The organism is Pseudomonas sp. TWI929 (genome assembly GCF_039673335.1).
Taxonomy (GTDB): domain Bacteria; phylum Pseudomonadota; class Gammaproteobacteria; order Pseudomonadales; family Pseudomonadaceae; genus Aquipseudomonas.
The window spans coordinates 1-18,636 of record NZ_JBDJLK010000034.1 but is presented as its reverse complement, the minus strand read 5'-3'; the positions used below and the strand labels follow the sequence as shown (position 1 = coordinate 18,636).

At 63.2% G+C, this 18,636-nt stretch carries 15 protein-coding genes, 1 pseudogene and 1 riboswitch; of the genes and pseudogenes, 9 read left to right on the top strand and 7 right to left on the bottom strand.

Translation table 11 applies throughout. The features are described 5' to 3' along the window. Window positions 1-14 precede the first annotated feature (14 nt). Window positions 15-1,166, top strand: coding sequence for an acyl-CoA dehydrogenase family protein (locus ABE456_RS15445; protein WP_346644686.1), 1,152 nt, complete (start codon window positions 15-17; stop codon window positions 1,164-1,166). Window positions 1,167-1,313: 147 nt separating this feature from the next. Here ABE456_RS15445 and ABE456_RS15440 read toward each other — a convergent pair whose 3' ends face one another. Beyond that, window positions 1,314-2,246 carry a LysR family transcriptional regulator gene (locus ABE456_RS15440; RefSeq protein ID WP_346644685.1) on the bottom strand — a complete coding sequence of 311 codons (933 nt, stop codon included), beginning with the start codon at window positions 2,244-2,246 and terminating at the stop codon, window positions 1,314-1,316. 125 nt (window positions 2,247-2,371) lie between these two features. Here ABE456_RS15440 and ABE456_RS15435 point away from each other — a divergent pair, with 125 nt between their 5' ends. After that, window positions 2,372-2,632, top strand: a complete 261-nt coding sequence (locus ABE456_RS15435) for a DUF2790 domain-containing protein (RefSeq protein WP_346644684.1) — start codon at window positions 2,372-2,374, stop codon at window positions 2,630-2,632. Window position 2,633: 1 nt separating this feature from the next. On the opposite strand, the gene ABE456_RS15430 is transcribed toward ABE456_RS15435, so the two are convergent. Beyond that, window positions 2,634-3,326, bottom strand: a complete 693-nt coding sequence (locus tag ABE456_RS15430) for a tRNA (adenine(22)-N(1))-methyltransferase TrmK (protein WP_346644683.1) — start codon at window positions 3,324-3,326, stop codon at window positions 2,634-2,636. A gap of 137 nt (window positions 3,327-3,463) precedes the next feature. Between ABE456_RS15430 and ABE456_RS15425 the strand changes: the two genes are divergently transcribed. Continuing rightward, window positions 3,464-3,844 (top strand): RidA family protein, encoded by a 381-nt coding sequence (locus tag ABE456_RS15425; RefSeq protein WP_346644682.1) that lies wholly within the window; start codon window positions 3,464-3,466, stop codon window positions 3,842-3,844. Window positions 3,845-4,092: 248 nt separating this feature from the next. Then, the gene (locus ABE456_RS15420) at window positions 4,093-6,093 is read left to right on the top strand and encodes a U32 family peptidase (RefSeq protein WP_346644681.1); all 2,001 of its coding nucleotides are present in this window, start codon (window positions 4,093-4,095) and stop codon (window positions 6,091-6,093) included. A gap of 103 nt (window positions 6,094-6,196) precedes the next feature. On the opposite strand, the gene ABE456_RS15415 is transcribed toward ABE456_RS15420, so the two are convergent. Beyond that, the gene (locus tag ABE456_RS15415) at window positions 6,197-7,522 is read right to left on the bottom strand and encodes a sigma-54 dependent transcriptional regulator (protein WP_346644680.1); all 1,326 of its coding nucleotides are present in this window, start codon (window positions 7,520-7,522) and stop codon (window positions 6,197-6,199) included. A gap of 344 nt (window positions 7,523-7,866) precedes the next feature. Here ABE456_RS15415 and ABE456_RS15410 point away from each other — a divergent pair, with 344 nt between their 5' ends. Next, window positions 7,867-8,133, top strand: coding sequence for a hypothetical protein (locus tag ABE456_RS15410; protein WP_013972506.1), 267 nt, complete (start codon window positions 7,867-7,869; stop codon window positions 8,131-8,133). A 521-nt stretch (window positions 8,134-8,654) separates the two neighbouring features. Continuing rightward, on the top strand, window positions 8,655-9,440 hold the full coding sequence (locus ABE456_RS15405; protein ID WP_346644679.1) for an RHS repeat-associated core domain-containing protein: 786 nt from the start codon (window positions 8,655-8,657) through the stop codon (window positions 9,438-9,440). A gap of 78 nt (window positions 9,441-9,518) precedes the next feature. Here ABE456_RS15405 and ABE456_RS15400 read toward each other — a convergent pair whose 3' ends face one another. The 4 genes from ABE456_RS15400 to cobW form a co-directional block, all read right to left on the bottom strand. Then, complete coding sequence (locus tag ABE456_RS15400) at window positions 9,519-10,088, bottom strand: VWA domain-containing protein (RefSeq protein ID WP_346644678.1); 570 nt, start codon at window positions 10,086-10,088, stop codon at window positions 9,519-9,521. Window positions 10,089-10,189: 101 nt separating this feature from the next. Then, complete coding sequence (locus ABE456_RS15395) at window positions 10,190-11,203, bottom strand: AAA family ATPase (RefSeq protein ID WP_346644677.1); 1,014 nt, start codon at window positions 11,201-11,203, stop codon at window positions 10,190-10,192. A gap of 1 nt (window position 11,204) precedes the next feature. Beyond that, on the bottom strand, window positions 11,205-14,966 hold the full coding sequence (gene cobN / locus ABE456_RS15390) for a cobaltochelatase subunit CobN (protein WP_346644676.1): 3,762 nt from the start codon (window positions 14,964-14,966) through the stop codon (window positions 11,205-11,207). Between the two features lie 3 nt (window positions 14,967-14,969). After that, window positions 14,970-16,037 (bottom strand): cobalamin biosynthesis protein CobW, encoded by a 1,068-nt coding sequence (gene cobW / locus ABE456_RS15385; RefSeq protein WP_085623274.1) that lies wholly within the window; start codon window positions 16,035-16,037, stop codon window positions 14,970-14,972. Between the two features lie 99 nt (window positions 16,038-16,136). Then, window positions 16,137-16,354: riboswitch (cobalamin riboswitch) on the bottom strand. Between the two features lie 101 nt (window positions 16,355-16,455). Between cobW and ABE456_RS15380 the strand changes: the two genes are divergently transcribed. From ABE456_RS15380 to ABE456_RS15370, 3 genes and pseudogenes are all read left to right on the top strand, one after another. Continuing rightward, window positions 16,456-16,833 (top strand): glyoxalase superfamily protein, encoded by a 378-nt coding sequence (locus ABE456_RS15380; RefSeq protein WP_346644675.1) that lies wholly within the window; start codon window positions 16,456-16,458, stop codon window positions 16,831-16,833. Next, window positions 16,830-17,188: pseudogene (locus ABE456_RS15375) on the top strand (hypothetical protein). The gene ABE456_RS15380 and the pseudogene ABE456_RS15375 overlap by 4 nt, the downstream one beginning before the upstream one ends. 262 nt (window positions 17,189-17,450) lie before the next feature. After that, the gene (locus tag ABE456_RS15370; RefSeq protein WP_346644674.1) at window positions 17,451-18,470 is read left to right on the top strand and encodes a branched-chain amino acid aminotransferase; all 1,020 of its coding nucleotides are present in this window, start codon (window positions 17,451-17,453) and stop codon (window positions 18,468-18,470) included. Window positions 18,471-18,636 lie beyond the last annotated feature (166 nt).

Genomic DNA, 18,636 nt, shown 5'->3' with positions numbered 1-18,636 from the left:
CCGGGAGTACACAGATGCAAGACCTGGAACTGAGCGAAGAACAGATCATGATCCGCGACATGGCACGGGACTTTGCCCGTGGCGAAATCGCCCCGCATGCCCAGGCCTGGGAAAAGGCCGGCTGGATCGATGATGGTGTGGTACGCAAGATGGGCGAGCTGGGCCTGCTGGGCATGGTGGTGCCAGAAGACTTCGGCGGCAGCTACACCGACTACGTCGCTTATGCCCTGGCAGTGGAAGAAATCGCCGCCGGTTGCGGCGCCACCGGGGCGATGATGAGCATCCACAACTCGGTCGGCTGCGGCCCGCTGCTGGCCTACGGCACGGCCGAACAGCAACAGCAGTGGTTGCCGCGCCTGGCCACCGGCGAGGTGATTGGCTGCTTCTGCCTGACCGAGCCGCAGGCCGGCTCCGAGGCGCATAACCTGCGCACCCGCGCCGAGCTGGTCGATGGCCAGTGGGTGATCAACGGCGCCAAGCAGTTCGTCAGCAATGCCCGACGTGCCGGCTTGGCCATCGTCTTCGCGGTAACCGACCCGGAGCTGGGCAAAAAGGGCCTGTCGGCGTTCCTGGTGCCTACCGACAACCCGGGCTTCAAGGTTGACCGCAGCGAGCACAAGATGGGCATCCGCGCCTCCGACACTTGCGCGGTCACCTTCGACAACTGCCGTATCCCTGCTGCCAATATGCTCGGCGAGCGTGGCAAGGGCCTGGCCATTGCCTTGTCCAACCTTGAAGGTGGCCGTATCGGCATTGCCGCCCAGGCCTTGGGCATCGCCCGCGCAGCATTCGAAGCGGCGCTGGCCTACTCACGCGACCGCGTGCAGTTCGGCAAGCCGATCAACGAACACCAGAGCATCGCCAACCTGTTGGCCGACATGCAGGTGCAGGTGAACGCCGCACGGCTGCTAATCCTGCATGCGGCGCGCCTGCGCAGTGCCGGCAAGCCGTGCCTGTCAGAGGCGTCACAGGCCAAGCTGTTCGCGTCGGAAATGGCCGAGCGGGTGTGTTCGATGGCGATCCAGGTGCATGGCGGCTATGGCTACCTGGAGGACTACCCGGTAGAGCGCTACTACCGCGATGCGCGGATTACCCAGATCTACGAGGGGTCGAGCGAGATCCAGCGCATGCTGATTGCGCGGGAGTTGAAGCACTATCCGCTGTAAACACAATCTCGCCGAGAATTCGGCCCCTGTGGGAGCGGGTTTACCCGCGAAGAATGCGACGCGGTGGATGGCACCGGCTTCGCCGGTGTTCGCGGGTAAACCCGCTCCCACAGGGTTTGGTGATATGCCTGCGAAAGCGTCACTCGCCTAGCGCCAATACCGCGAATCATCCACCACCCTGGCATGCCCCTCGAACAGTGCCGGCAGCTGCTCCTTGAGGTAATCGATCCAGGTACGCACCTTGGCATCCAGGTAATGCCGTGACGGGTACATCGCATACAACGCACTCTCCCTCAGCCGATACGGCGCCAGCAGCCGGCACAAGCGCCCCTGCTCGATCGCCTGGCTGGCGGTATAGAACGGCAACAGGCCAATACCCATGCCCAGTTCGCTGGCCACCAGCATGGCGTCGGCGACGTTGGTGGAGAAACTGTCGTTCGGCGCGATCACGCACTGGTCAACCCCTTGCGGGAACACCCAGTCGCCTTCATACATCGGGTAAGCCATGCGCAGGCAGCGATGGCTGTGCAAGTCTTCGGGGCGTTCCGGCACACCATAGGCTTCCAGATACCCAGGGGCCGCGCAGGGGATGCTGAAAATGTTGCCCAGCGGAACAGCGATCAGCTGTGAATCCGGCAACGCCCCATCAACGGTAATCACCACATCATGCCCTTCGGCCAACGGGTCGGGGTTGCGCTGGGACAAGGTCAGCTCGATCACCACCTCCGGGCACAGCGCGTTGTAGCCGGCCACCAGCGGCATCAGCAACAGGCCCAGGCCGTGTGGGCAATGCAAGCGCAGGCGCCCACGCGGCGTCAGGTGAGCGCCACGGGCTTCGCCTACCGCTTCTTCGGTCAGCAGCATGATCTGCCGCGCCCGCTCAAGAAACCGCTCGCCCGCCTCGCTCATGCGCAGGCGCCGGGTGGTGCGATGCAACAAGCGCGTCTGCAGCTGGTTTTCCAGCTCGGCGACGATGCGCGATACCTGCGCTGCAGAAATGTCCATGGCATTGGCGGCTGCAGCGAAGCTGCCGCACTCCACCACGCGGGCAAAGGTACGCATGGCATGCAGCATGTCCATATAGGTGTGCTCCTTGTTCGGCCTTATTCTTACGTTACAGGCAGGAATCTATCACGGCTTAGCCCATTTATTGTGTGTGACCAGTGAATACATCATTAGTCATACATTGAAAAAAGGAGCCTGCCATGAAACGTTCGATCGCTGTCCTTGCCATTGCCGCTGCCCTCACCTCGTTTGGTGCCTTTGCCGATGCCGGCAACAACCAGCCGGTCAGCAGCAATTACGAATACGGCATGCCGCTGGATGTGGCCAAGGTCATCTCCATCACCCCAGCCAGCAACACCGCCGACTGCCAGGTGGGTACCGCACACATGGTGTACGTCGACCACCAGGGCCAGAAGCGCGAAGTCGACTACCGGGAAATGGGCAACTGCTCGCAGCAGTGAGTCAGCCCAGCACCTGGGTGATCCAGCCCACCTGCTGGTTGAAATCGTCAATCTTTGCCTGAGGCACCGCATCGCGGGCCCGCTGGAAATTGGCCAAGGTCTGCTGCTTCTGCCTTAGCATGCGCCGCCACTTGACCAGGAACGCCTCGCTTTTCTCCTGCATCAGCACCGGGCCGAAATATAACTGTTCTGCGCTATACGTCGCCCCGCCCGGCTCGGCAACGATGATCTCGTAGTCAAAGCGGTTTTCCCGTAGCAGCTCTTCGCTGACAATACGGTAGCCATTGCCCGCCAGCCACTGGCGCAGTTCACGCTCAGCGCCATTGGGCTGCAGCACCAGCCGCGCAACGCCGCCAAGCCGCTGTTTACCAGCCTCGAGAATTTCGCACATGGTGTCACCACCCATGCCGCAAATGCTGACCACCGTGATACGGTCTGGCGGCTCGACCGCAGCCAGGCCATCGGCCAGGCGCACGGTGACGCGGTCCTCCAGGCCGTTCCTGCGCACAGTGCGCTGAGCCGAAGCGAACGGTGTCTGCGCCACCTCACCCGCCACTGCGGCCTCAATCACACCGCGTAGCATCAAGGCCACCGGCAGGAAGCCATGGTCCGAGCCGATGTCGGCCAGGCGCGCGCCCTGCGGCACATGGGCGGCCACGCGCTCCAGGCGCCTGGACAATGTCTGTTCGTTCAAGGTAAACCCCAGGTTTTGCAATGGGGCGCGATTCTGACGGTGAACGCCGTGCTTTTCAAACACCGGGGCACCCTCGACCGGCCACGCCGGCTCGCGTAGGCTTGCCGCTTTCCTTCCGTTGCAAGGCAAAACACACCATGGCAAATGCAGACATCATCTACACCCCGGACCCGGACGCCGAGTCGATTTCCTCCGACGTCGCCGAGTACAACGGCGTACTGGTTACCACGCAGATCCCGACCCACGCCGATGGCAGCCTGGAGCTGGGTGGCATCGTCGAGCAGAGCGAGTGCACCTTGCAGGCGCTGAAAGTGGCGCTGGAGAAAGCCGGCAGCGGCATGGACCGGGTGCTGCACCTGACCATCTACCTGACCGACATGGCCGACCGTGCGGCGTTCAACGAGGTGTACCAGCGCTTCTTCAGCAAGCCTTGGCCGGTGCGCGCTGCGGTGGGTGTGGCTTCGCTGGCCTTCGACGGCATGCGCGTCGAAGTGACTGCGATGGCTGCCAAGCGCTGATTGACCTTTGTTGGGCGCCACCTGTGGGAGCGGCCTTGCGTCGCGATAGGGGTGCGCAGCACCCCCAGGTCCTGGGTTCACCACAAGATCGCCGGGGCCGCTTTGCGGCCCTTTCGCGACACAAGGCCGCTCCCACAGTGCGCGTACTCGCAACTACCTCCACACCTCTCGGCACCCCAATGATGCCGCCAGCCCGTTTCGCCGCTACAATGCCCGCCTAAACCGTGACAGCCCGAAAATATAACGACATGTCCCTTCCAAAGAATCACCTGGAACTGCTCAGCCCTGCCCGTGACGTGGCCATCGCCCGTGAAGCGATCCTGCACGGCGCTGACGCCATCTACATCGGCGGCCCGAGCTTTGGCGCGCGCCATAACGCCTGCAACGAAGTCAGCGATATCGCCGAACTGGTCGAGTTCGCCCATCGCTACCACGCACGCGTGTTCACCACCATCAACACCATCCTCCACGACAACGAGCTGGAGCCGGCACGCAAGCTGATCCACCAGCTGTACGACGCCGGTGTCGATGCGCTGATCGTGCAGGACCTGGGGGTGATGGAGCTGGACATCCCGCCGATCGAGCTGCACGCCAGTACCCAGACCGACATCCGCACCCTGGAGCGGGCCAAGTTCCTCGACCAGGCCGGCTTCTCGCAACTGGTCCTGGCCCGTGAGCTGAACCTGCAGCAAATCCGCGCCATCGCCGCCGAAACCGATGCCGCCATCGAGTTCTTCATCCATGGCGCGTTGTGCGTGGCCTTCTCCGGCCAGTGCAACATCTCCCACGCGCAGACCGGCCGCAGCGCCAACCGTGGCGACTGCTCGCAGGCCTGCCGCCTGCCCTACACCCTGAAAGATGACCAGGGCCGCGTGGTGGCGTTCGAGAAGCACCTGCTGTCGATGAAGGACAACAACCAGACCGCCAACCTGGCCGACCTGGTCGATGCCGGCGTGCGCTCGTTCAAGATCGAGGGCCGCTACAAGGACATGGGCTATGTGAAGAACATCACCGCCCACTACCGCAAAGAGCTCGACGCCATCCTTGAAGGCCGCCCGCAGTATGCCCGCGCGTCCAGCGGCCGTACCGAGCACTTCTTCCTGCCCGACCCGGATAAAACCTTTCACCGCGGCAGCACCGACTACTTCGTCACCGACCGCAAGGTCGATATCGGCGCCTTCGACTCGCCAACCTTCACCGGCCTGCCGGTGGGTGTGGTGGAAAAGGTCGGCAAACGCGACATGCAAGTGGTTACCGACGTGCCGCTGACCAACGGCGACGGCCTCAATGTGCTGGTCAAGCGCGAAGTGGTGGGCTTCCGCGCCAACATCGCCGAACCGCGTGGCGAGTTCGAGGAAGACGGCAACAAGCGCTACCGCTACCGCGTCGAGCCCAACGAAATGCCTGAGGGCCTGTACAAGCTGCGGCCCAACCACCCGTTGTCGCGCAACCTCGACCACAACTGGCAGCAAGCCCTGCAACGCACTTCGTCCGAGCGCCGGGTTGGCGTGGAATGGCACGCGGTGCTGCGCGAGCAGCGCCTGATGCTGACCCTGAGCAGTGAAGAAGGCGTGAGCGTGCAAGTGGCCCTGGACGGCCCGTTCGGCGCGGCCAACAAGCCGCAGCAGGCACTGGAGCAATTGCACGACCTGCTCGGCCAGTTGGGCACCACCATGTACCACGCCGACAGCATCCAGCTGGACGCACCGCAGGCGTACTTCATCCCCAACTCGCAGCTCAAGGCCCTGCGCCGCGAAGCCATCGAGGCGCTGACTGAAGCCCGCGTGCAGGCGCACCCGCGTGGCGGGCGCAAGGCCGAAACTACTCCCCCGCCGGTGTACCCCGAGTCGCACCTGTCGTTCCTGGCCAACGTGTACAACCAGAAGGCCCGCGACTTCTACCACCGCCACGGCGTGCAGCTGATCGACGCAGCCTACGAAGCCCATGAAGAGCATGGCGAAGTACCGGTGATGATCACCAAGCACTGCCTGCGTTTCTCCTTCAATCTTTGCCCCAAGCAGGCCAAGGGCGTGACCGGCGTGCGCACCAAGGTGGCACCGATGCAGCTGATCCAGGGGGACGAAGTGCTGACCCTGAAGTTCGACTGCAAACCGTGCGAGATGCATGTGATTGGCAAGATGAAGAACCACATCATCGACCTGCCGACCCCAGGCAGCGCAGTGGCGCAGGTGGTCGGGCATATCAGCCCGGAAGACCTGCTGAAGACCATTCCGCGCGGGCCGCATTGATCTTTAGCCTGTAAGGGCCCTTTCGCGGCTGAAGCCGCTCCTACAGGGATCTCCACAGACTTGCATGCTGTGATTTTCCTGTGGGAGGGGCTCAAGGCCTGTGCTAGCGAATCTGGTGCTTATGTAGCAGCCGATAGAACGTCGGCCGCGAAATGCCCAGCACCTTGGCCGCCACACTCAGGTTGTCGCTGTGCCGGTTGAGCACATCGCACAGCGCCTGGCGCTCGGCACGGTGCTTGTACTCTTCCAGCGTGCCCAGCGGCTGTTGCTCCTGGTCGAGGGTTTGCAAACCCAGGTCCTGCGCCTCGATCTGCCGCCCTTCAGCCAGCACCAGCCCGCGGCGCACCCGGTTGGCCAGCTCGCGCACATTGCCCGGCCAGTCATGCCGGCCCATCGCCGCCAGGGCATGGTCGCTGAACGAACGTGGCCGGCGCCCGGTTTCCAGGCTGTAGAATTGGGCAAAGTGGCTGGCCAGCATCGACAAGTCACCATGTCGGTCGCGCAACGGCGCGGTCACCACTTGCAACACGTTCAAGCGGTAATACAGGTCTTCGCGAAAGCGCCCTTGCTCAATGGCCCTTTCCAGGTCCACATGGGTAGCCGCCAGTACCCGTACATCCACAGGGATCGGCTGGCTGCCGCCAACCCGCTCGATGTGCTTCTCCTGCAGAAAGCGCAGCAGGTTGGCTTGCAGTTCCAGCGGCAGGTCGCCGATTTCATCGAGGAACAGCGTACCGCCATGGGCCGCTTCGATGCGCCCGGCCTTACGCTGGTGGGCACCGGTGAACGCACCCTTCTCATGGCCGAACAGCTCAGACTGAATCAGGTGCTCGGGGATAGCCCCGCAGTTGATGGCGATGAATGGCTGCTCGCTGCGTTGCGACTGGCGGTGCAGGGTGCGCGCCACCAGTTCCTTGCCGGTGCCGCTTTCGCCGCGGATCAGCACCGGCGATTCGGTGGGCGCCAGCTTGCCCAGAAGCTTGCGCAACTCACGAATCGGGCGGCTTTCGCCAAGCAATTCGTGGCTCGCCTCATCGACCCTGACCGCCCCCTTGCCACGCAGGCGCGCCATGCCGAAGGCGCGGCCGAGGGTAACCTGTACCCGCGAAACGTCGAACGGCAAGGTGTGGAAGTCGAAGAACCATTCACAGACGAAATCGCCGAACGCCGGCATGCGCAGCTGTTCGGCGCTGAGTACGGCGATCCATTCGGTGTTGCTGCGCTTGATCATGTCCTTGACCGCGTCCGGGTGCCTCAGGTGCGAAGCCTGCAAGCGCAACAGGCCCACATCACAAGGGTAATCCAGCGCGGCCCCAAGCATACAGCTGTCCACATCCCAGCCTGCGTTGTGCAGGCCGGGCAGTAAACGGTGGCAATCATCGCACGGGTCGACGATGAGCAAACGGCGTTGGGCGGCAGGCTGCTGCATGATCAATCCTTGGCGCCAGTTTTTGGTTTTTTGAAGTAAAACAGCAAGTTGTGGCGCCCAATTAACAGTAGCAACGAAGTTGACGGTGCCCAGTACCGTCTGTCTGCCGACGCATTTTTTTACAATGCATAACGGGAATTTTCGCACTTTATCGACATCACATGGCGGCGCAGGCAAGAACGGATTCGACTCTGACAAAAATTTTTACACCTAACGTGTGACTTGCCCCCGGGCAACGAGCATCAGTACACATAACCCCGCGCTGCACATCGCGATATTAAAGAGGCGACTTTGAAGCAACGCGGACTTCACTTCGATGTTTGGGACCATAGAGAGACCGAACCATGAATGCCCCGCTCCGTGTCAACGAAGCACTGCTGATTGCCGACCACGCCTTCGAACCTTTCCAGTGCGTAGCCTGGGATGCTCCCAACGGTACTGGTGAACTGAGCCTGGCAGTGATCGACCGGACCAGCACCCGCATCGGCAGCAAGCAAGTGTCCTCGCGCATCTATTCCGACCCGGCCCAATGGGCCAGCCTGATCGAGGAAGTGCGCGCCGAACTGTGCGAAAAAGGTTACGACCTGCAACCGTGGTCGATGCCGAAATAATAGGGCCGTTAAAAAAGTGCGTGCAGCGCCACGCACTTTCACGGCGGCCACCGCACTATTATCCTTGTAGCCTCGCAAGCGATGCAGAACTCTTACAGATCCATATATAAACCAAGCCTGAACAACCCCGATCGCGACGACACAGACAAACAAAACACTCAATAAAACCATTACGATTTCGCAAGCACAATTTATTAACGCAGCGCCTGTTCTTCGCTTTTTTCACGAAACTCCTCGCCTAGCTAGAACCGACCTCGCTGCATCTTCCACATTCCCCCTTCCTCCGCAAAAGCTACTCCATCCACGCCTTGGCCGCATGAAATCAACCCGAAGGTTTGCGACAAACATTGGCCACTAAAACCGTAATATGGGCTCAAATAGCAAAATGCGGTTCACCTAGTATTTTTATCAGTAGAAACCCTCAAAAAAATCCTACATCATTTATCGGTAGCAAGAGCCCCACGCCGGGCAACTTGAAGCAGCATTTTTCAGCGCTCCGGGTACCAGCAGGAGACCGTAAAGTGAGCAAAATCAAACTCTATCCATATACACCCTATGGATTTTCAGCGTCAACCGACTCGCTACTATCTGGCTTCATGGGTGAAGTATTCAGCACTAGAGTAGAAGGCTACATCTTAGGTAATGGGTATCGCACTTACAGCCCTACCATCATGAGATTTCACAGCCCAGACAACATGAGTCCGTTCCACGCTGGCGGCTATAATGCCTATGCTGCCTTCATGAATAACCCTGTTAATAAAGTAGACCCTACTGGACACTACCCGATGACGGTAATGCGCGCCGTTAGCCGGTTCAAAGCGAGTATCAGAAATCGAGCCATGAACAAGACACTCCCCGCATTAACAGACGCGCATCCAGAAGACAGATCAAAAGCTCTGGTGAGGTACAAAAAAAGAACAGACATCTCTGACTCCGACTTCAGGCTAATCACTAGCCATCGGGATATAAAATTCCTTGCTGGAGAGGAACGCAAATACATCCTAACAAACAGGGGTGACTTTGTCGTAGGCAACCAAAATACAGAATCATTCCCCCATCCAATGCTGAAATATTTTGCCGGAAGAGACTCAAATGTTATTTCCGCTGGATATGTGGCACTTCGCGAGAAAATAGTAGTTTTCTCTAATACCACAGGGCATTATCATTCAAGCATGGCGGGAAAAGACGTCAACAGCCCAGTTGTAGATTTTTTTAAAAGCATTGGCATTATCGCACGGCGGGTGCGAGGCGACGGCAACTCGGAGATTTCGTTATCCTATAACCCTTGGATAGATTTCAGTTTCTAGCAATGGGGCGTCGATTTCTGACGACAGCTCCAAGCAAACTTATTAGTTTATTCAATCTACGCCCCGTGACAGGCTCCGTTACTCATCCGCGACCTTGAACTGTTGCAAGTGCTGGTAATCGGCCTGCAATTGTTCGGCCAGGCGCTGTGCGCGGCCCAGGCGCACCGGCGCCAGTTCCATATCCACCAGCAAAGTGGCACAAGGCATCGGTTGTACGGCGTTGCAGTGCTGCAGGCGGCCGTCGGTAAATACCAGGCAGCGCATGGTTTCTTCTGGGTGGGCGCGCTGCCGTGCCTGTAGCCAGTGCCGCGCCTGCTCCAGTGCGGCGATCAGCGGCGTGCCGCCACCGGCGCCCAAGGCCTGCAGCCAGGGCTGCAAGGCGGCCGAAGCCTTAAGGCCATGGCGCTGCCACTGTGGCGTGCGCCCGCTGGCGGTAAGCAGGGTCAACCGGGCGCGCTGGCGGTAGGCCTGGTCGAACAGGGCCGCCAGCAGCCCTTTGGTCTGCGCCAGCGCCTGGTGGCGGCGGGTCGAGGCCGAAGCATCGACGATTACCAACCACAGCTCTGCGGGCTTGGCCTGGCGCTGCTGCCAGCACAGGTCCTGGCGCTGCCGTGGCCGGCCCTTGAGCAGGGTCGGCAGCCAGGCCACACGGCCGGACGCGGCACTGCGCGCGCGGCCACGGCTGGCACCGTACTGCTTACCTGCGCCGGCTTTGGCATCCGCCCCTTTGGCTGTTGGCTGGGGGATGCTCAGGGCTTTTTTGCCCAGTTCGGCACCTCGCGGCGGGCACCGCTGGCCACCGGCTGCACCGGCATTGCCCCCCAGTCACCCTGCCCGCCTTGCTCGCCACGGTTGCCAGCCCCCTGCAGACTAGGCTGCTGCTCAGGCTGCGACGGCGGGTTGGCCTGGGGCGTAACGCGGCGGCGATGGCGCAAGGCGAACTCGGCCACTGCATCGACATCGGCTTCTTCGATCGCCGCACCACCGCGCCAGGCGCAATGGGCACGGGCGGCGCGCAGCCAGACCAGGTCGGCGCGCAGGCCATCGACCCCGGCCGCGTAGCAGCGCTCGGTGATCCAGGCCAGCGCCTGGTCATCCAGGGCAATGGCGGCCAGGGCGTGGCGCGCCGCCTGGCAGCGCTCGCGCAATTGCGCCTGGGCTTGTGCCCATTGCGCGCAGAAAGCCTGCGGGTCACTGTCGAAGGCCAGGCGACGGCGAATGATCTGCTGCCGCGCCTCCGGCTCGGGCAAACCCTCCAGTGCCACATTCAAGCCAAAACGGTCGAGCAACTGCGGGCGCAACTCGCCTTCTTCCGGGTTCATGGTGCCGATCAGTACAAAGCGGGCACTGTGCCGGTGCGAGATACCGTCGCGCTCAACGCGGTTGGTGCCACTGGCGGCCACGTCGAGCAACAGGTCGACCAGGGTGTCAGGCAGCAGGTTGACCTCGTCGACATACAGCACACCACCGTCGGCCTGGGCCAGTACGCCCGGGGAAAACTGCGCCTTGCCCTGCCCCAGCGCGGCATCCAGGTCGAGGGTGCCGACCAGCCGTTCTTCACTGGCGCCCAGTGGCAAGGTGACGAACGGGCCCTCACCGAGCAGGTCGGCCAGGCCACGGGCCAAGGTGCTCTTGGCCATGCCGCGTGGCCCTTCAATCAGCACTCCGCCGATCTTCGGGTCGATGGCGGTCAGGCACAGCGCCAGCTTCAGGTCGTCGGCACCGACCACGGCGGCCAGCGGAAATTGTACGGGTTCACTCATTTCAAGCCTGTTCCTCGCCGTCGAGCAGTTGTTCCTCAAGGGCTTCGCGGTAGTCGCCCGGTGCCTGCCACAGGCCACGCTGCTGGGCCTCCAGCAGGCGCTCGGTGAGGTCGCGCAGGGCCTCGGGGTTATGCTCGCGCATGAAGTCGCGGGTCGCCGGGTCGAGCACGTAGGCATCGGCCAGCCCCTGGTAATGATGGTCGTCGATCAGGTGCGTGGTGGCGTCGAAGGCAAACAGATTGTCGACCGTCGCCGCCATCTCGAAGGCGCCCTTGTAGCCGTGGCGCTTGACCCCGTCGAGCCACTTCGGGTTCAGCGCGCGGGCGCGGATGACCCGGTTCAGTTCTTCCTTCAGGGTACGGATGCGCGGCCGATCGACCTGGCTGTGGTCGCCGTGGTAGCTGGCCACACCTGCCCCGCTCAGAGTTTCCGACGCCGCCAGCATGCCGCCCTGGAACTGGTAATAGTCATTGGAATCGAGCAGGTCGTGCTCGTGGTTGTCCTGGTTCTGCAGCACCGCCTGCACCCTGGCCAGGCGCTGGGCGAACTGGGCGCGGGCCGGGGTGCCGTCGTCGCTGGCGCCGTAGGCGTAGCCGCCATGGTTGAGGTAGACCTCGGCCAGGTCGTCGCGGCTATGCCACAGCCTCCCGTCGATGGCGTTCTGCACCCCGGCGCCGTAGGCACCGGGCTTGGCACCAAACACCCGCCAGCCGGCCTGGCGCGCGGCCTGTTCGGCGTCCACGCCCTGCTCCAGCAGTGCGGCCCGCTCGCTGCGCACGCGGGCGGCCAAGGGGTTGAGGTCGTCGGGCTCATCCAGCGCGGCCACTGCCTGCACGGCGGCGTCGAACAGGCGGATCAGGTTGCCGAAGGCATCGCGGAAAAACCCGGAAACGCGCAAGGTTACGTCCACCCGTGGGCGGTCGAGCAGGCTCAGCGGCAGGATTTCGAAATCGTCCACGCGCTGGCTACCGGTGGCCCACACCGGTCGCACGCCCATCAGCGCCATGGCCTGGGCGATGTCGTCACCGCCGGTGCGCATGGTTGCCGTGCCCCACACCGACAGCCCCAGCTGGCGCAGGTGGTCGCCATGGTCCTGCAGGTGGCGCTCAAGGATCAGGTTGGCCGAGGCGAAACCCAGGCGCCAGGCGGTGGTGGTGGGCAGGTTGCGCACGTCCACGGTATAGAAGTTGCGGCCGGTGGGCAGCACGTCGAGGCGCCCACGGCTGGGCGCGCCGCTGGGGCCAGCGGGCACGAAACGCCCGGCCAGGGCTGCCAGCAGGCCATTCATTTCGGCGGCGCCGCAGGCGTCCAGGCCAGGTGCCACCGCGTCGCGCAAGGCTTGTACAACGTCGTGCACCGGTTGCCATTCGCTCTGGCTGGGCAATTGTGCACTGCTGCTTAAGGCCTGCTCGATCACCTGCAGCGCCAAAAGCTCCAGGCGTTCGCGGGTGTCACCACAGGTACGCCAGGGTTCACTGCTCATGGCCTGCAGCTGTTCAGGGCGCGCGCCCTGCCACGGTTGGCCAAGTTCGCAATCGAGCGGGTCGAAGCCCGGCACTAGCGCCTTGGCCAGCGCCCGCAGCAGGCTGGCATTGCCGCCACGGCCGTCACCACGCTCGACCCTGAGCAACGCCAACAGGGTATCCAGGCGCAGCCGCCCTTCAGGCGATTGACCGAACACATGCAGGCCGTCGCGAATCTGCGATTCCTTCAGGTCGCACAGGTAAGTGTCCAGCCGTGGCAGCCATACGGCAGCATCGTCCAGTTGCCCTTCCAGCTGCAGCTCACGGTCGATGTGGTTGGCCTTGACCAGTTCGAGGATATCGCGCTGCAACTCGCGGGCACGCCGTGGGTCGAGCAGCTGCGCTTCGTAGAACTCGTCGGCCAGCTGCTCCAGGTGGCGCAGTGGGCCATAGGTTTCGGCGCGGGTCAGCGGCGGCATCAGGTGGTCGATGATCACCGCCTGGGTGCGGCGCTTGGCCTGGGCGCCCTCGCCCGGGTCGTTGACGATGAACGGGTAGATGTTCGGCAGCGGGCCGAGCAAGGCATCCGGCCAGCACTGCGCCGACAGCCCGACGCCCTTGCCGGGCAGCCACTCAAGGTTGCCGTGCTTGCCAACGTGGATCACCGCGTCGGCAGCAAAGGCATGGCGCAGCCAGAAGTGGAACGCCAGGTAGCCGTGCGGCGGCACCAGGTCGGGGTCGTGGTACACCGCACTGGGGTCCACCTGGTAGCCGCGTGCCGGCTGGATACCGACAAAGGTCAGGCCAAAACGCAGGCCGGCGACCATCAGCCGGCCACTGCGGTGCATCGGGTCCTGCTCGGGCGGGCCCCAGCGCTCCAGCACTGCCTGGCGGTTGGCCTCGGGCAGGCGCTCGAACGCTGCCTGGTAATCGGCCAGGCTCAGGCTTTGGGCGCAGGGGCGCTGGTCGAGGTGGTCCAGGTCGTTGGTCACGCCGCCAAGCAGCTGGTGGATCAGTTGCGTGCCGCTGTCGGGCAGTTCGGCCAGCGGGTAGCCTTCGGCCTTCAACGCCTTGAGGATGTTCAGCGCGGCTGCGGGGGTATCCAGGCCAACGCCGTTACCAATGCGGCCATCTCGGGTCGGGTAATTGGCCAACACCAGCGCTACGCGTTTCTGGGCATTCGGCAGGCGAGCCAGTTCGACCCAGCGGCGCGCCAGTTCGGCGACGAAGTCCATGCGCTCGGGGTGGGCGCGGTAGCACACCACATCGGACTGGCTGCGCTCGCTGCGCCAGGCCATGTCCTTGAAACTGACCGGGCGGGTGATGATGCGCCCGTCCAGCTCGGGCAAGGCAATGTGCATGGCCAGGTCGCGCGCGCCCAGGCCCTGCTCGCTGGTTTCCCAACTGGGCTGGTTGTCCTGCGCGCAAATGGCCTGCAACACCGGGATGTCGCGGCGGAACGGGCGCAGGTTGGGGCGCTCGGGGCTGGACAGGGCAAAACCGGTGGTATTGACCAGCACTTCGGCGCCGACCTCGTCCAGCCAGGCTTCGACCTGCTCCAGACAGGCGCTTTCCTTGAGGCTGGCCACGGCAATCGGCAACGGGTTCAAACCGGCCGCCTGCAGGCGCTGGCAGAACACGTCGATGAACCCGGTGTTGGCCGCCTGCAGGTGCGAGCGGTAGAACAGCAACGGCGCCACTGCCTGTTCGGGGTGCCATTGCGGGTACCAGTCCTCCAGCGTCGCGCTACCCTTGGCCGGGTGATACACCGCGGTGCGCGGCAACGGCTGCGGCTCGTCCCAGGCATAGTCACGGCCCAGCCACTGGCTGGCCAGGCAGTTGAACAGGTTGATGGCATTGGCCTTGCCGCCCTGGCGCAGGTAGTGCCAGAGGCGTTCGGCCTGCGCGCCGGTGACGCTACCCAGGCTGGTGAGTTCCGGGTCCGGGCGGTCGTCGCCCGGCACCAGGATCAGTTGCACGCCACGTGCAGCCAGTTCGACCAGTTGTTCGACGCCATAGCGCCAATAGCCGACGCCACCGTGCAGCGACACCAGGATGACCTTGGCATGGCGCAGCACTTCGTCGACATACAAGTCGACCGAGGCATGGTTCTGCACCTGCATCGGGTTGGCCAGGCGCAGGCTGGGGAAGTCTTCGGGCAATTGCTCGGCGGTGTCGGCGAGCAATGCCAGGTGTGAATCGCCGCTGCAGAGAATCACCAGCTCGGCGGGTGTCTGGCCAAGGTCGGCAATGCTGTCATCCGGCACAAAACCGCCGGGCTGGGTCCGCAGCAGGTGCATGGGTCAGGCGCCCAGGGCCTGGCGCAGGCGCGCTTCCAGTTGGGCAGCATCAAGGTCCTGGCCGATCAGCACCAGGCGGGTGATGCGCGGCTCGTCGGCGCGCCAGGCGCGGTCGAAGTGCTTGTCGAAACGGGTACCCACGCCTTGCACCAGCAGGCGCATCGGCTTGCCCGGGATGGCGGCGAAGCCTTTGGCGCGCAGGATGCCGAATTCCACCACCAATTGGGTCAGGGCGTCGAGCAGCAGGCTTTCGTCGGCTTCCGGCAGGTCGATGGAGATGGAGTCGAAGGCGTCGTGGTCATGATCGTCATGGTCGTCGCCGTCGTGGTGCGAGTCGTGGTGGGTGCGGCGGCCATCGATGTGCGCCTCGGACTCGGCACCCACGCCCAGCAGCACTTCCAGTGGCAGCTTGCCGCTGCTGGCTTCGACTACTTTTACCGCTGGTGGCAGTTCTTCGGCGACTTCGGCGCGGACCTTGGCCAGGCCTTCGGCGTCGATCAGGTCAGCCTTGTTCAGCACCACCAGGTCGGCGCTGGCCAGCTGGTCGGCGAACAGCTCGTGCAGCGGCGATTCGTGGTCCAGGTTCGGGTCGAGCTTGCGCTGGGCATCGACCTGGTCCGGGTAGGCGGCGAAGGTGCCGGCAGCCACAGCCGGGCTATCAACCACGGTGATTACCGCGTCGACGGTGCAGGCGTTGCGGATTTCCGGCCACTGGAAGGCTTGTACCAGTGGCTTGGGCAGGGCCAGGCCGCTGGTTTCGATGAGGATGTGGTCGAGGTCGCCACGGCGTGCCACCAGCTCGCGCATCACCGGGAAGAACTCTTCCTGCACGGTGCAGCACAGGCAGCCGTTGGCCAGCTCGTAGACCCGGCCGCTGGCTTCTTCTTCGGTGCAACCGATGCTGCACTGCTTGAGGATTTCGCCGTCGATGCCCAGTTCGCCGAATTCGTTGACGATGACCGCGATGCGGCGGCCCTGGGCGTTGTCGAGCATGTGGCGCAGCAAGGTGGTCTTGCCCGAGCCGAGGAAGCCGGTGACGATGGTGACGGGGAGCTTGGCCAGTGTTTTCATGTCGCATTGCCCTTGGCAGTATGGCGCGGGCATGCAGGACGACAGCCGCGGGCCAGGCCAGCCGGGCTTGTTCGCCACCGGATCACCCCGCCCGGTTGAAAGTCGAAAACGTCACGAGGCAGGTCTCCTGGCTCGCACCGTTCCAGTTGCCCATGCAGTTGAACAGTGGGCTGGCGGGATGACGCCTTCCCGCGCGTTGGCGCAGTGGCTGTGTCGATCCGTTGTCGGTGCTTACAGTTGCGGGGGCAGCCGCGGCTTGTACCGCGTTCCCGTCTTAGCTTCGGCCTGGCCGAAGAACCTCGAAGTGGCAAGGCTACGCAGTGGCTGGCGGGTGGTCAACCATTGCTGCCGGGGCGGGCGACCATTAGCGGCACAACTGGGTTACAGTGGCGCCTTCATCAACGGTCAAGGACGCCTCATGCCCCTCGCTCCCGCCATACCTGTGCTGCGCATTTTCTCGGTCGACAAGGCCCGCGAGTTTTACCTCGACTTCCTCGGCTTCAGCGTCGACTGGGAGCACCGCTTCAGCCCGGACCTGCCGTTGTACCTGCAGATTCACCGCGACGGCCTGATCCTGCACCTATCCGAGCACCACGGTGATGCGTGCCCCGGCTCCACGGTATTCGCCCGCATCGACGATTTGCCGGCGCTGGAGCGTGAGTTGCAGGCCAAACAGTACGGCTATGCCCGGCCCGAGGCAGAGCGGCTGGACTGGGGCCTGCAGATGCAGGTGTGCGACCCGTTCGGCAACCGCCTGCGTTTCTGCCAGCAGATCGATGACGAGACCCATCCGTGAAGGCGCTGGGCAAACGTGAGATGGCCCGGCTGGAGCGGGAACTGGTGGCGTGCCTGACCGAAGCCTGCGAAACCGCCAAGGCCGAGATCGTCGGTTTCAGTTGGCTTACCCATCGCCTTGATCCTGGTAATTTTCGGCCAGTCTGCGTATTACCTGGGTGTTCGAGCAAGAGGCTGACAAGGCCGCGGCCGTAGCGGGCACCGCCACGGCGCGCATGCTGGCGCTGACCGGCCTGGCGCTGGAGCAGGCCGGTATTCAGCTGGACCATCCGGCCTGGCATGTGCGGTTTGACAGTGAAGAAGCCTGCCAACAGAGCCACAATGGCGATTGGGCCAAGCGCTTGAAGGGACGCTGACCCCAAAGGCCCGGCGAAAGACTTGCAGCGCCTATGAGATCGAGCGCCGCGCGGGCGGCGCTTGATCTTGCATGCGCTGAAAATGTTGTGGCGAGCACCTCGCAGCCCCGGTGCACTACCGGCGCCGGGCCGCAAGCAATGCATCGCAGGCTATCAATTCGTGACTGGCCGTTCCCGATCCGCCAAGGATGTATTAAGGTGGCATGGTGCGCATATAACAGCAGCCCGAGCGATCGGGCACTTGCAAGACAATGAGGGTGTCATGAGCAACGAAAGCATTAACTGGGACAAGCTGGGTTTCGACTACATCAAGACCGACAAACGCTACCTGTCCGTATGGCGCAATGGCGAGTGGGACAAGGGCACCCTGACCGAAGACAACGTGCTGCACATCAGTGAAGGCTCCACTGCCCTGCACTACGGCCAGCAGTGCTTCGAAGGCCTGAAGGCCTACCGTTGCAAGGACGGCTCGATCAACCTGTTCCGCCCGGACCAGAACGCCGCCCGCATGCAGCGCAGCTGCGCCCGCCTGCTGATGCCGCACGTGCCGACCGATGTGTTCATCGAAGCGTGCAAGCAAGTGGTCAAGGCCAACGAAAAGTTCGTGCCACCGCACGGCAAAGGCGCCCTGTACCTGCGCCCGTTCGTGATCGGCACCGGTGACAACATTGGCGTGCGCACCGCCCCCGAGTTCATCTTCTCGGTATTCGCCATCCCGGTTGGCTCGTACTTCAAAGGCGGCATGAAGCCGCACAACTTCCAGATTTCCAGCTTCGACCGCGCTGCCCCGCAGGGCACCGGCGCAGCCAAGGTCGGTGGCAACTATGCAGCCAGCCTGCAGCCTGGCGCTGAAGCCAAGAAGGCCAACTTCGCCGACGCCATTTACCTCGACCCACTAACCCACACCAAGATCGAGGAAGTCGGTTCGGCCAACTTCTTCGGCATCACTGCCAACAACGAGTTCGTCACCCCGAAATCGGCCTCGGTGCTGCCAGGCATCACCCGCCTGTCGCTGATGGAACTGGCGCAAACGCGCCTGGGCCTGACCGTGATCGAAGGCGATGTGGAAATCAGCAAGCTGGACCGCTTCGTCGAAGCGGGTGCCTGCGGTACTGCTGCGGTGATCACCCCGATTGGCGGCATCGAGTACAACGGCAAGCTACACGTGTTCCACGACCTGGAAAAGGTCGGCCCGGTTACCCAGAAGCTCTACAACGAGCTGACCGGCATCCAGAGCGGTGATGTTGAAGCACCGGCTGGCTGGATCGTGAAAGTCGCCTGAGGCGCTTTAGCGGTTTGAAAACGGGGCATGCCAGCAATGGCATGCCCCGTTTTTTTGGCTAACGCGAACATCTGAAAGCTGCGCTGCACCTGTGGGAGCGGCCTTGTGTCGCGTTTGGGCTGCGGAGCAGCCCCGGCAATTGTTGCGTTTATGCTGATATCCCGGG